The sequence below is a fragment of the Kribbella sp. NBC_00662 genome (assembly GCF_041430295.1).
Taxonomy (GTDB): domain Bacteria; phylum Actinomycetota; class Actinomycetes; order Propionibacteriales; family Kribbellaceae; genus Kribbella.
This window is the reverse complement of sequence record NZ_CP109029.1, coordinates 5,752,510-5,765,444: the sequence shown is the minus strand read 5'-3', so window position 1 is coordinate 5,765,444 and position 12,935 is coordinate 5,752,510. Positions and strand designations below refer to the sequence as shown.

The window sequence follows — 12,935 nt, the reverse complement described above, 5'->3', positions numbered from 1 at the left end:
AAAACCTAAGGGGTCGCCTTTGAACGCGTGTGCTCGGGTGGTGAGAGACTTGCGGGCGTGCTGACGACCTCCGCCTCGGTACGGTTCACCGTTTGGACGAACGCGATGCTGACCGGCGCCTGCGACCCCGACACCGCCGCGTCGAAGATCCTCGCCGACGATGTCGGTCACCACGTCTCCGGACTGGCCGGCCATCCCGAGCCCGCCACGTTGCCGGTGGCGCTCAACCTGCTGCGCGCAGCCGGTACGACGCAAGCCCATCTGGCGCTGCCCGTCCCCGGTGACCCGATCGGTCTGGCCGGTCCGCCGTCGTTCAACGAGGCCGCGCTCGAGACCGGCGAGGCGGTCGTACTCACCGGTCCCGAGCTCGGACTGGTTCCGTCGTACGTCGGACCAGCCGTGCAATGGTCCGTGCTCCCGGCGGCGAGTCCGTTGCCGGCGGACTTCGGCGAGGCGGACCGTGGTCTGCGGCTGGCGCTGATCGACGCGGCCGATTCGCTGGCCGCGCTCGAGGTCGCGCGATGGAAACCCGAAGTCGCGGACGCGTTGATCGACATCCGCAAGATCGGGCGGGGCGACGGCGACGTCCTTGCTCCGGGCTACGAACCACGCGCGGTGAAGACGGCGGCCACGGCCCGGCGCTGTCTGGCGATCGCGGATGCGGCGCTCGAGGACGACGGTGCGGCCGTGACCGGCGCCGAGGCCGATGCCCGGCGGCGGGCGCTTCTCGACCTCGCCGCGGCGGCCCGCCGGGCGCTGGTCGCGGCGTGCGCGCCGCCCGTTCATGCTTGAGATCTGGACCGGACACTGGACGGTCATCTCATATAGGTAGCGTTCGGGGTGCGATGACTGATCCCACTGAGGTTGAACTGGAGACTGCGGCGGCCGAGCGGCCGACGCTGCTGGTGACGTTGACCGGGACCGACAGGCCCGGCCTGACCTCGGCCGTGCTCTCGACGCTCGCGACGCGTGGACTCGAGGTCATCGACGCCGAGCAGGTCGTCCTGCGAGGGCGCCTGGTGCTCGGCGTGCTGCTGTCCGCGCCGCGTGACCACAAGGACCTGAAGGAAGAGCTGAAGGCGCTCGCCAGCGTGCTCGACGTCGAGATCTCGGTGAAGAGAGGTGTCGGCGACAACGAGCCGCGGCGCAAGGGCCGCAGCCAGGTGACCGTGATCGGCCATCCGCTGTCCGCCGCCGGACTGGCCGCGGTGGCGGGCCGGATCGCGGACACCGGCGCGAACATCGACCGGATCAGCCGGATGGCGCGGTACCCGGTGACGGCGATGGAGATCGCGGTCTCCGGCGCCGATCCGGAGACGCTGCGGACTGTCCTCGCGCTGGAGGGCGTCCGGCAAGGGCTGGACGTCGCGGTGCAGGACGGCGGTTTGTACCGAAGGGCCAAGCGGCTGATCGTGATGGACGTCGACTCGACGCTCATCCAGGGCGAGGTCATCGAGATGCTCGCCGCGCACGCCGGCCGGCTGGAGGAGGTCGCCGCCGTCACCGAGAAGGCGATGCGCGGCGAACTGGACTTCGAGGAGTCCCTGCGGCATCGAGTCGCGGCGCTCGAGGGCCTACCGGCGACCGCGCTCGACGAGGTGTACGCCGCGATCGAGCTCGCACCCGGCGCCCGGACCCTGGTCCGCACGCTGAAGCGCCTCGGCTACCAGTTCGCGATCGTGAGCGGCGGGTTCAGCCAGATCACCGACAAGCTCGCGGCCGACCTGGGCATCGACTACGCGAAGGCGAACGAGCTCGAGCTCGTCGACGGTGTACTGACCGGCCGGGTCGTCGGCGAGATCGTCGACCGCGCCGGCAAGGCGTCCGCGCTGCGCGAGTTCGCCGCACGTTCGGGGACCCCGCTCACCCAGACCGTGGCCATCGGCGACGGCGCGAACGACCTCGACATGCTCGCCGCGGCGGGCCTCGGCGTCGCGTTCAACGCCAAGCCGGTGGTTCGTGCTGCCGCCGACACCCACCTCAGCGTCCCGTATCTCGACACGATCCTCTATCTGCTCGGCATCACCCGCGAAGAGGTCGAGGTCGCCGACGCCGAGACGCCGGCCTGATCGCAACAAGCTGCAATCCGGCCGGTCGGCCCGGGCGGATGCGGCAGGATCGGGCCATGGACTTCACCGACCGGCCTGCCACGCTCGACGACGCGGACGCCATCTACCGACTGATCGCCACGAACGAGCGCGAGTGGCACGGGCAGGCCGAAGTGATCCCCGATCAGGTGGCCGCTAATCTGAGCCGGCCGCTGATCCGGCTCGAGCGCGACACACTGGTCGTCATCGCCCCGAACGGCGACCTGGCGGCCTGGGCCTGGTTGCACGACGGCAAGCACGCGCAGATCGACGTGCATCCGTCGTACCGCGGGCGCGGGATCGGGACGCGGCTGCTCGACTGGGCCGAGGCCGGAGCGCGGGCGCGCGACAGCGAGTGGTTCGCGCAGATCGTCGACGATGCCGACGCAGTCGGGACGGAGCTGCTGCGGTCGCGCGGCTGCGCGGTGCTGGCGACGAACTGGTTGTTGGAGCGACCAATCAGTTCGCAACCGGCTGTTGCCCCGGACGGGATCCGGCTCGACGGGTACGACGACGCCCGGGCACAGGAGGTCTACGAGCTGGTCGAGGCGGCGTTCGCGGCGTTCCAGTCGCGGCGGAAGTCCTTCGAGGAGTGGAGCGAGTTGACGGTCGGACGGTCGACGTTCCTCCCGGAGGCGTCGACGCTCGCGTACGCCGGTGACGAGGTGGTCGGCGCGGTCATCGCGCTGGACGGCGACGAGGGGTACGTCGAGCAGCTCGCGGTCCGCGACGATCAGCGGAAGAAGGGCGTCGCCCGCGCGATGCTCGACCGGACGTGTGCGGAGTTCCTCGCCCGCGGCCGGAGGACCTGCATCCTCTGGACGCATTCCGGCACCGGCGCGCTGGCGATGTACGAACGCCTCGGCATGCGGGTGCGACGCAGTACGACGGTCTATCGAACCCGGCTGTGACGAGCTGTTGACACTGCGCCATGAGAGCGCTCCCATAGGTGCATGCGTACCCGCCCCTTAATACTTGCGCTGCTGGCGCCTCTGCTGGCCGTCGTACCGCTCGCGCAGGCGAGTGTCCCGCCGCCTACCGACGGCTGGACGACGGTGTGGAGTGACGACTTCAACGGGTCGAGCGGCAGTCTGCCGTCCGGCTCCAACTGGATCATCGACACCGGACACGGTTACCCGGGCGGTCCCGGGAACTGGGGTACGGGCGAGATCCAGAACTACACCAACAGTCCGGACAACGTGTCGCTCGACGGCTCCGGGAACCTCAGGATCACGCCGCGCCGGGACTCCGCCGGCAACTGGACCTCGGCGCGGATCGAGAGCCTGCGGAGCGACTTCAAACCGCCGTCGGGCGGTGTGCTGGCGATCGAGAGCCGGATCCAGATGCCCAACGTGACCGGTGACGCGGCGCTCGGGTACTGGCCCGCGTTCTGGGCGCTCGGCGCGCCGTACCGGGGGAACTACTGGAACTGGCCGGACATCGGCGAGTTCGACATCATGGAGAACGTCAACGGGATCAACTCGGTCTGGGGTGTGCTGCACTGCGGCGTCAGCCCGGGCGGCCCGTGCAACGAGACCACCGGCATCGGCGCGAACCGCGCGTGCCCGGGCTCGAGTTGCCAGTCCGCGTTCCACACGTACCGGTTCGAGTGGGACACGTCGGTGTCGCCGAACCAGTTGCGGTGGTACGTCGACGGGCAGCAGTTCCACTCGGTCAGCCAGGGGCAGTTGCCGGCCGACACCTGGTCGAACATGACATCGCACGCCGGGTACTTCGTCCTGCTGAACCTGGCGATCGGCGGCGCGTTCCCGGACGCGCTCAACGGCCCGACGCCGCGCGCTTCGACCGTGCCGGATCGTCCGATGACGGTCGACTACGTGGCGGTCTCCACGAAGGGCGGCGGCAGCACTCCGCCTCCGACGACTCCCCCGCCCGGCGGCTCTTCGGCGTACGGGACGTTGCAGGCTGAGTCGTACGCACAGCAGTCCGGGATGGGCCTGGAGACCACCACGGACACCGGCGGCGGCCAGAACCTGATGCAGATCGGCAACGGCGACTGGGCGCAGTACAACGGCATCGACTTCGGCAGCACCCCCGCCACCCAGTTCGTCGCCCGAGTCGCGTCCGGTGCCGCGGGAGGCGTCAGCGGCCTGGTCGAAGTACGCCTCGACAGCCGCTCCAACGCCCCGATCGGCACCTTCGCCGTCGGCAACACCGGCGGCTGGCAGTCCTGGCGAACCGTCCCCGCCAACATGTCGTCGGTGACCGGCGTCCACACCGTCTACATCACCTTCACCAGCGGCCAACCGGCCGACTACGTCAACCTGAACTGGTTCACGTTCGGTCACTGAGGGGGTCAGCACCTATTCTTCGCCTATGTCTGAACTGCAGGGTGGGCCTGGTGCCCTGTTTGCGATCGGCGGGGCCGAGGACAAGCTGAAGAAGCGGACGGTGTTGCAGGAGTTCGTGGAGGCGGCGGGTGGGCCCAAGGCGCGGATCGTGGTGGTGCCCACCGCGTCGGCGCTCGGACCCGATGTCATCGACGTGTACCGGGCCCTGTTCGCCGCACTCGGGGCCGAGAGTGTCGTCGGCGTTCGCCCGGAGAACCGGGAGGACGCCGACGACCCGGCCTTCATCTCCCCGCTGAACGACGCGACCGGTGTGTTCATGACCGGAGGCAACCAGCTCAAGCTCGCCGGTGTCGTCACCGGTACGGCGTTCGGCCGCGCCGTCACCGCCGCCCACGCCCGCGGCGCCGCCGTCGGCGGTACGTCGGCCGGCGCGAGTATCCTGGCCGAGCACATGATCGCGTTCGGGCGTTCCGGCGCGACCCCGCGGCAGCGGATGAGCCAGTTGTCCAGCGGCCTCGGCCTGGTCCAGGGCGCGATCGTCGACCAGCACTTCGCCCAGCGGAACCGGTACGGCCGGCTGCTGTCGCTCGTCGCCCAGTCCCCCGGCTTGCTCGGGATCGGCGTCGACGAGGACACCGCGGCCGTCTTCCGCGGCTCGCACCTGGAGGTCGTCGGCCGAGGCGCGGTGACGATCTTCGACGGCAGCCGGATCACCTCCAACGGGCACTACGCCGGCCGCTCCGAGCCGCTGCTCGCGTCTGGCGTCGTACTGCATGTGCTGCCGGCCACGGCGACGTTCGACCTCCGGGACCGGGTCCTGCTGTCGTTCGGCAAGCAGCCGCCGGCGACCGAGCTCGCCGTGATGGAGGCAGCCGAGGCGGACCTGCGTAAGCTCGCCAAGGAGATCGCGGCCGAGGGCGTCTCACCGAAGTACTACGCGGACCGCAAGAAGCGGGCGGGACGCCGTACCACCAAGAAGTCTGCCAAAGCGGTAGGGGCCGGGGAGTCCAGACCGGAGGCGACCGAGCCGATCACGGCCGGCGCCGAACCCGAACTCCCCGACCGCACGCAACCAGAACAGTGATGCCCGCATGACCGAGACCACAGGCACCCCCGCCCCTGACCTGAAGATCATCGAGACCCGCGTCTACCGCGGCCCGAACATCTGGAGCTACGACCCCGCGATCCATCTCGTCGTCGACCTCGGATCGCTGGAGAACTTCCCGTCGAACACGATCCCCGGCTTCACCGAGCGACTGCTGGCCGACCTCCCCCGGCTCGACCAGCACCACTGCTCGCGCGGCCGCCGGGGCGGGTTCATCGAGCGCCTGCACGAAGGCACCTGGCTCGGGCACATCGCCGAACACGTCGCGCTGCAGCTCCAGCAGGAGGCCGGCCACGACATGCGCCGCGGCAAGACCCGGCAGGTGAAGGGCTCCCCCGGCATCTACAACATCACCTACGCGTACGCCGACGAAGCGGTCGGGCTCGCGGCGGGTGAGCTCGCCGTACGGTTCGTGAACAACCTGGTCCAGCCCGACCCGGCGTTCGACTTCACCACCGAGCTGGAGAAGTTCATCAAGCAGGCGGAGCGGACCGCGTTCGGCCCGTCGACGCAGGCGATCGTGGACGAGGCCGTGTCCCGGGACATCCCGTGGATCCGGTTGAACAAGGCCAGCCTGGTGCAGCTCGGCCAGGGCGTGCACGCGAAGCGGATCCGGGCCACGATGACGTCCGAGACCGGCTCGATCGCGGTCGACGTTGCCAGCGACAAGGACCTGACCACCCGGCTGCTCGCCTCCGCCGGCCTGCCGGTGCCGCGGTCGGAATCGATCCGCACGGTCGACGAGGCCGTCAGCGTCGCGAACAAGATCGGCTACCCGGTCGTGTGCAAGCCGCTCGACGGCAACCACGGCCGTGGCGTCTGCCTCAACCTGCAGGACGCCGACGCGGTCCGGGAGGCGTTCCCGATCGCCGCCGAGCAGTCCCGGCGAGGCTCGGTGATCGTGGAGAACTTCGTCACCGGCAAGGACTACCGCTGCCTGATCATCAACGGCCGGATGGAGGCGATCGCCGAACGCGTGCCCGCGCATGTCGTCGGCGACGGCATCCACACCGTCGCCGAGCTGGTCGACATCACCAACGCCGACCCGCGTCGCGGCGTCGGGCACGAGAAGATCCTGACCCGGATCACGATCAACGCCGCCGCGCGGCAGCTGGTCCGCGACCAGGGCTTCGAGCTGGACGACGTACCGCCGGAGGACGTGATGGTGAAGCTGACGCTCACCGGCAACATGTCCACGGGTGGGATCTCGATCGACCGGACCTGGGAGGCACACCCGGAGAACGTCGAGATCGCCGAGGAGGCGGCCCGGATGATCGGGCTCGACATCGCCGGGATCGACTTCATCTGCCCGGACATCACCCAGCCGGTGCGGGAGACCGGCGGCGCGATCTGCGAGGTGAACGCGGCGCCCGGCTTCCGGATGCACACGAACCCGACGATCGGCGAGCCGCAGTACATCGCGAAGCCGGTGGTGGACATGCTGTTCCCGCCGGGCGCGACCAGCCGGATCCCGATCGTCGCGGTGACCGGTACGAACGGCAAGACCACGACCGCGCGGATGATCAGTCACGTCTTCAAGGGACTCGGCCGCAAGGTCGGGATGACCTCGACCGACGGCATCGTGATCGACGAGCGGCTGGTGATCCGCCAGGACGCGTCCGGGCCGAAGTCGGCGCGGATGGTGCTGCAGAACCCGCGGGTCGACTTCGCGGTGTTCGAGGTGGCGCGCGGCGGGATCCTGCGCGAGGGCCTCGGCTACGAACGCAACGACGTGGCCGTCGTGCTGAACATCCAGCCCGACCACCTGGGCCTGCGAGGCATCGACACGCTCGAGCAGCTCGCGGACGTGAAGGCGGTCCTGGTCGAGGCGGTGCCGCGGACGGGGTACGCCGTACTCAATGCCGACGATCCGCTGGTGCGGAAGATGCGCCGGAAGTGCTCCGGGCAGGTGGTGTGGTTCAGCATGGCCGAGCCGGGCAGCGAGGTCCGCGACTACATCGAGGGGCACTGCCGCCGCGGCGGCCGCGCGGTCGTGCTGGAGCGGTCCGACCTGGGCGACATGATCGTGGTGAAGCACGGCCGGCGGTCGATGCAGCTCGCGTGGACTCACTTGCTGCCGGCAACATTCGGCGGGCGGGCGATGATGAACGTGCAGAACGCGATGGCGGCCGCGGCGGCGGCATTCGCGGCCGGCGCGTCGCTGCACGACATCCGGCAGGGCCTGCGGACGTTCAGTACGTCGTACTACCTGTCGCCCGGGCGGTTGAACGAGATCGACGTCGACGGCCGGACCGTGATCGTCGACTACTGCCACAACGCGCCGGCGATGCGGATGCTCGGCGACTTCGTGGATCGGCTCGGCGAGAGCCTGACCGCCTCGTCGGAGCTGGGGCGGCCGTCGCGGATCGGCGTGATCGCGACCGCGGGCGACCGGCGCGACGACGACATCCGCGAACTGGGTCAGGTCGCGGCGCAGCACTTCGACGTGGTCATCGTCCGCGAGGATGCCCGGCTGCGCGGCCGGAAACGTGGCGAGTCGGCCGCGCTGATCGAGACCGGCGTGCGGGCCGCGATGCAACAGGGAGCACGCTGCCGTCAGGTCGACACCGTGCTGGAGGAGCTGGACGCCGTGCGGCACGCGCTCAGCCGGTCCAATCCGGGCGACCTCGTCGTGCTCTGCGTCGACCAGCATCAGTCGGTCCTGGCCGAGCTCGAGTCGGTGTCGCATCTGGCCCAGGCAGGAGCGCGATCGGGCGACGAGGGCGGCGACCCCGACTTCGTGCCGCCGGACGAGGAGCCGGCCGAGCCGGAACGCGAACTCGCCTGACCTGTCACCCTGCGACGCTGGTCATCGCGTTGTAAGGGTGTGCGGATGACAGCCGAGGACGACTTCGACGAGTTCGTGCGGGCGCGGTGGACCGTGACCGCACGGCTCGCCTATGCGCTCACCCTGGACCACCAGAAGGCGGAGGATCTGGCGCAGGACGCGTTCACCAAGCTCTGGTTCCACTGGCGGAAGGTGCGCGACGGGAACCCCGAGGCGTATCTGCGCAAGATCGTCGCCAGCACCTTCCTCTCCAGCCGCCGACGCCGCTGGCTCGGCGAACGCCCCACGGAGACACCACCCGAGACGGTCGTCGATCCGGAGACCGTCCAGGTCGACGAACGCCTCGCGATCCGCCAGGCGATGGCGCGCCTGAGCCCACGCCAACGCGCCGCGGTCTACCTCCGGTACGCCGAGGACCTGTCCGAGCGCACCGTCGCCGACCTGCTCGGCTGCTCGGTCGGCGCCGTCAAGCAACACACGCGCCGCGGCCTGGAAGCACTCCGCGCCGACGACCTGGCCGACCTCACCGAAAGGGGGATCCGATGACTGACGATCTGAGGGCCAGACTCGCCCTCCTCACCGACGACCGCCCCGAACCACCCGACCCTGCAGTCCCGATCCACTCACGGATCCGGCGTCGCCAGGTGCGTCGCCGGGCCACGGTCGCGGTGGTGTGCGCGGCGGCCGCGACCGCGGCTGTCGTGGTAGGAAGCTCGGTCGTCGGCTCGATCCGCTCGGCCGAGCCGGGCATCGCGACGCCCGCGCCAACTCCTGCTCCGACTCGCGCGCTCAAGACCGCCCACGCCGACTTCACCTACACCCAGCTCCCGGAGCCTTGGTCCGACGAGCCGGCGTTCACGAAGCAGCCGGACTCGCTCAAGTACGCGCCGGCCTTCTACGTCAGCCGCGGCAGCATCCCGAACGAGAGCTGGGCGGTCGCGTCGTACATCAGCCCCGGCTGCCTGATCGTGACCGACGAGGGACCGGCGAAGAGCTTCGGCGGAGCCAAAGCCTGCTTCAGCCAGAACTGGCAGCCCGGCCGGCGGTCGCAGTACAAGACCGTTGCGGCGGTGGTGCCGAACCTGTCCTCGCCCATGCACCTGACCATGGTGATGGGAGTGGTGCCGACGGATGCACGCAAGGTCCGCGTCACCGCGCGCGGCACGACCTACGTCGCCGATGCGGTCGGTACGCCGAACAGCAGCCGGGTCAGGTTCTTCGCGCTGGTGATCAATGCGGCCGAGTCCGACATCACCGCAGTCGCGCCGAGCCCGCGCTAGTTGACGGGTTGACGGCGGGGCAGCAGACGGCGTGGCGCTTCCTGCTGGTCGATCCAGTCGAGGTCGTCGGAGAGGACGGCGTCGTTCGTGCGGTCGGCGTACGGGTCCGGAGGCGGCGGTGGCGGCGGGAGGGCGCGGAGCTTGAGCGCCACCATCGGGATCGCGAGCAGTACGGCGACCACCATCCACGGCCAGTACTCGCGCAGCAGCGGCTGGAACGACTGGAAGAACGCCTCCGTCGACGCGTCGCCGACCGCATCCATCGGCTTGCCGTTGGACCGCGCGACCACCTGGACCGCCTCGACGAAGCCGTTGCACACCAGGTAGAACCCGGTCAGCGGAATCCACGAGCCCACCGACCGCCACCCACGCTTCCAGCAGGCGAAGTACAGCAGCAGGGCGAGCCCGGCCCCGACGAGCAGTCCGTTCAACTGCCACAGCCACCGCCAGTCGGCCAGTTGCTCGGCCGGCCGCTGCGCGTACCAGGCGACCGGCAGCGCGAGCGCGAACGCCGCGACCACCGAGCTCCTGGTGCCCAGGGCACCGAAAAATGCACCGACAGCGCTTGCCACCAGCAACGTGATCAGCATGTCCCGGTCGGAGAACGAGTTCCCGGTCAGCCACCACATGCCCGCGGCAACGACCACCACGACGGGTACGGCGGCGCGCACGCGACCGATCAGCAGCCCGGCCAGCACACCGCCCGCGAACCCGCCCAGCACCACCAGATCGATCCGCGGCGGCACGAAGTACGTCGCGCCGTCCGGCAGCCCTTTCAGGTACGTCGCGGAGAAGCCGCCCACGAACCAGGCGACCACCGCGGCCGGAATCGACCACAGGTAGCGCATAACAACCCCGTTCCCACCCCAACGCAGGTGGCGGCAGGGCTCAGTGCTGGGCTCTCTCGACCTTGGCCTTCAAGGTCTCCGGTGTGTCGACAGTAGCTCCCTCGGACCGCAACCAGGCGTCAAGACTCGCCCGATCCTGCAGAGACATCACCGCCACCACGTCCCCGGCCTTTGCCTCCGCGACCAGCGCCTGCGCCGCCTCGAGCTCGGTCGGGTACGCCGGTACGTCGTCGACGCCCACCGACGCGGCACCCTCGCGGAACACCGCCTCGAGCTCGGCCGGCGGCCGTCCGCGCAGGTAGTCGCTCTTGTGCCCGATCGCCACCCGATCGGTCGCCCGCGCACCGATCGCGCCGAGTGGGGCGACCATGTCGTCGGCCCGGTCCCCCGGCGATCCGAGGGCCAGCATCAGCCGCCCGCCTTCCGGCCGGACACCGTTCATGATCTCGAGCAGCGCCTCCAGCCCGGCCTCGTTGTGGGCCAGATCGATGACGACGGTGAAGTCGCGCAGCGAGTACATGTTCATCCGGCCGGGGTTGTTCTCGTTCGGCGCGAACGTGCTCAGCCCCTCGATCACCGCCGCCCGTGGCAACCCGAGCCCGAGCGCGGCCGACGCCGCGGCCAGCGTGTTCTCGACGTTGTAGTGCGAGAGCCCCGACAGCGTCATCGGTACGTCGACGACCTTCAGCAACGGCTCCGGATCCCGGGACTGGTCGAGCACCGTGACGAACCCGTCGAGCACCGTCGTCGCGCGACCGCCCTCGTCGAGGACCGTCCGGATCGACGGCGAGTCCGGGTCGCGGGAGAACACCCAGCACTTGGCCGGCGAACCGAGCCGCATCGCGAACGTCCGCGGGTCGTCGCCGTTCACCACGCACCAGCCGCGCGGCCGGGTGATCTGCGTGATGACCGCCTTCACCTCGGCGAGCTGGTCGACGGTGTCGATCCCGCCCAGACCGAGGTGGTCGGCGGTGACGTTGGTGACCACGGACACGTCGTTGTACGCGACCCCGATCCCGCGCCGCAGGATCCCGCCGCGGGCGGTCTCGGTCACCGCGAGCTGGATGCCCGGCTGGGACAGCACCTGCCCGGCGCCGCTCGGGCCGGAGAAGTCGCCGTACTTCACCAGTTCGCCGTCGAAGTACACGCCGTCGGTGCTCGACCAGCCGACATGCAGCCCGGCGGCACGGCCGATGTGCGCGATCATCCGCGAGGTCGTGGTCTTGCCGTTCGTCCCGGTCACCGCGACCACCGGGACCTTGGGCCGCAGCGTCGGCGGCGGGTTGCCCGGCGGCTCGTCCCGCACCCGCTCCCCCACGGCCGCGATCAGGTCGCTCAGATCCTCGGCTCCGAAGGCATCGAGGACTTCGACGATCGCCGCGCCGAGCGCCCGCGCCCGGGCCTCGTGCGCCCACGGGAACGCCACGACCAACCGCCGTACGTCGTTCTCCGGGCGGACCCGTACGCCGATCCGCCCGATCCCGGCCTCGCGCGCGATCCGGCGTACGACGTGACCGGTGACGCGGATCGCGAACCGCTGCCGGAAGCCCGAGCCGATCCGGCCGGGCCTGGTGGCGCCGAGACCGATCGCCTGTGCATAGGCCTTGGCGGCCGGGGCGGGCGCATCCACGAGCGAGGACACGTCGAGTGTCAGCTTGACCGCGGCACGACTGAAGTAGAGGTTGGCGCCGTCCAGGACGCGGAGCTCAACCAGCGAGGTGGCCACTATCACGCACCCATCGCGTGGTAGCCGCCGTCGACGTGGACGATCTCGCCCGTGGTCGCCGGGAAGAAATCGCTGAGCAGACCGACGATCGTGCGGCCGGTCGGCTCCAGATCGGACGGATCCCACCCGAGCGGGGCGCGGTCCAGCCACGGCTCTTCGAACTTCTCGAAGCCCGGGATCGCCTTCGCGGCCAGCGTCTTGAGCGGACCGGCCGAGACCAGGTTGCACCGGATGCCCTGGGCACCCAGATCACGGGCCAGGTAGCGGCTCGTCGACTCGAGAGCGGCCTTCGCGACACCCATCCAGTCGTACCCGGGCCAGGCCACGGTCGCGTCGAACGTCAGCCCGACGACACTGCCGCCACGACTCATCAACGGCGCGCAGGTCACCGCGAGCGCCTTCAAGCTGTACGCCGAGACGTGCACCGCCTGGGACACGTCCTCCCACGGACCGTCCAGGAACTTCCCGCCGAGGATCGTCTCCGGGTTGCCGTACGCGATCGAGTGCACGACGCCGTCCAGGCCGTCGACGTGCTCGCGGACAGCATCCGGCAGCGCGGCCAGGTGCTCGGGGTTCGTGACGTCGAGCTCGAGCACCGGCGGCTCGGTCGGCAGGCGTTTCGCGATCCGCTTGGTGATGCTGAGCGCGCGGCCGAAGTTCGAGATCAGCACGGTGGCGCCCTGTTCCTGCGCCACCTTGGCCGTGGCGAAGCCGATCGACGAGTCGAGGGTGACTCCGGCGACCAGGATCCGCTTGCCGTCGAGGATGCCCACGGGCATTCCCTTTCTA

11 protein-coding genes are annotated in these 12,935 nt (G+C 70.1%); 8 read left to right on the top strand and 3 right to left on the bottom strand.

Annotated elements, in window-relative coordinates; translation table 11 throughout:
* The first annotated feature begins 57 nt into the window (after positions 1-57).
* The 8 genes from OHA10_RS28670 to OHA10_RS28635 are packed head-to-tail and all read left to right on the top strand — an operon-like array spanning position 58 to position 9,572.
* Positions 58-792, top strand: coding sequence for a hypothetical protein (locus OHA10_RS28670; protein WP_371401859.1), 735 nt, complete (start codon positions 58-60; stop codon positions 790-792).
* Positions 793-845: 53 nt separating this feature from the next.
* Positions 846-2,069 (top strand): phosphoserine phosphatase SerB, encoded by a 1,224-nt coding sequence (gene serB / locus OHA10_RS28665; protein WP_371401858.1) that lies wholly within the window; start codon positions 846-848, stop codon positions 2,067-2,069.
* Between the two features lie 56 nt (positions 2,070-2,125).
* Positions 2,126-2,998 (top strand): GNAT family N-acetyltransferase, encoded by an 873-nt coding sequence (locus OHA10_RS28660; RefSeq protein ID WP_371401857.1) that lies wholly within the window; start codon positions 2,126-2,128, stop codon positions 2,996-2,998.
* A 42-nt stretch (positions 2,999-3,040) separates the two neighbouring features.
* On the top strand, positions 3,041-4,399 hold the full coding sequence (locus tag OHA10_RS28655; RefSeq protein ID WP_371401856.1) for a glycoside hydrolase family 16 protein: 1,359 nt from the start codon (positions 3,041-3,043) through the stop codon (positions 4,397-4,399).
* Positions 4,400-4,424: 25 nt separating this feature from the next.
* Positions 4,425-5,483: a cyanophycinase gene (locus OHA10_RS28650; RefSeq protein WP_371401855.1), complete on the top strand. Its 1,059-nt coding sequence runs from the start codon at positions 4,425-4,427 to the stop codon at positions 5,481-5,483.
* Positions 5,484-5,490: 7 nt separating this feature from the next.
* Positions 5,491-8,292: a cyanophycin synthetase gene (gene cphA, locus OHA10_RS28645; protein WP_371401854.1), complete on the top strand. Its 2,802-nt coding sequence runs from the start codon at positions 5,491-5,493 to the stop codon at positions 8,290-8,292.
* 45 nt (positions 8,293-8,337) lie between these two features.
* On the top strand, positions 8,338-8,838 hold the full coding sequence (locus OHA10_RS28640) for a SigE family RNA polymerase sigma factor (RefSeq protein ID WP_371401853.1): 501 nt from the start codon (positions 8,338-8,340) through the stop codon (positions 8,836-8,838).
* Positions 8,835-9,572, top strand: coding sequence for a hypothetical protein (locus tag OHA10_RS28635; protein WP_371401852.1), 738 nt, complete (start codon positions 8,835-8,837; stop codon positions 9,570-9,572). Before OHA10_RS28640 ends, OHA10_RS28635 begins: the two co-directional genes overlap by 4 nt.
* Here OHA10_RS28635 and OHA10_RS28630 read toward each other — a convergent pair.
* The 3 genes from OHA10_RS28630 to fabI are packed head-to-tail and all read right to left on the bottom strand — an operon-like array spanning position 9,569 to position 12,925.
* Complete coding sequence (locus tag OHA10_RS28630) at positions 9,569-10,420, bottom strand: hypothetical protein (protein WP_371401851.1); 852 nt, start codon at positions 10,418-10,420, stop codon at positions 9,569-9,571. The genes OHA10_RS28635 and OHA10_RS28630 overlap by 4 nt on opposite strands.
* Positions 10,421-10,460: 40 nt before the next feature.
* Positions 10,461-12,152, bottom strand: a complete 1,692-nt coding sequence (locus tag OHA10_RS28625) for a Mur ligase family protein (protein ID WP_371401850.1) — start codon at positions 12,150-12,152, stop codon at positions 10,461-10,463.
* The gene (fabI, locus tag OHA10_RS28620) at positions 12,149-12,925 is read right to left on the bottom strand and encodes an enoyl-ACP reductase FabI (RefSeq protein WP_134098996.1); all 777 of its coding nucleotides are present in this window, start codon (positions 12,923-12,925) and stop codon (positions 12,149-12,151) included. Before fabI ends, OHA10_RS28625 begins: the two co-directional genes overlap by 4 nt.
* Positions 12,926-12,935 lie beyond the last annotated feature (10 nt).

Bases quoted from the DNA above. Each gene is read 5' to 3' on its own strand.
- OHA10_RS28650 (WP_371401855.1), top strand. From the start codon at position 4,425: ATGTCTGAACTGCAGGGTGGGCCTGGTGCCCTGTTTGCGATCGGCGGG.
- OHA10_RS28630 (WP_371401851.1), bottom strand. From the start codon at position 10,420: ATGCGCTACCTGTGGTCGATTCCGGCCGCGGTGGTCGCCTGGTTCGTG.
- OHA10_RS28640 (WP_371401853.1), top strand. From the start codon at position 8,338: ATGACAGCCGAGGACGACTTCGACGAGTTCGTGCGGGCGCGGTGGACC.
- OHA10_RS28655 (WP_371401856.1), top strand. From the start codon at position 3,041: ATGCGTACCCGCCCCTTAATACTTGCGCTGCTGGCGCCTCTGCTGGCC.
- serB (WP_371401858.1), top strand. From the start codon at position 846: ATGACTGATCCCACTGAGGTTGAACTGGAGACTGCGGCGGCCGAGCGG.
- OHA10_RS28660 (WP_371401857.1), top strand. From the start codon at position 2,126: ATGGACTTCACCGACCGGCCTGCCACGCTCGACGACGCGGACGCCATC.
- OHA10_RS28635 (WP_371401852.1), top strand. From the start codon at position 8,835: ATGACTGACGATCTGAGGGCCAGACTCGCCCTCCTCACCGACGACCGC.
- fabI (WP_134098996.1), bottom strand. From the start codon at position 12,925: ATGCCCGTGGGCATCCTCGACGGCAAGCGGATCCTGGTCGCCGGAGTC.
- cphA (WP_371401854.1), top strand. From the start codon at position 5,491: ATGACCGAGACCACAGGCACCCCCGCCCCTGACCTGAAGATCATCGAG.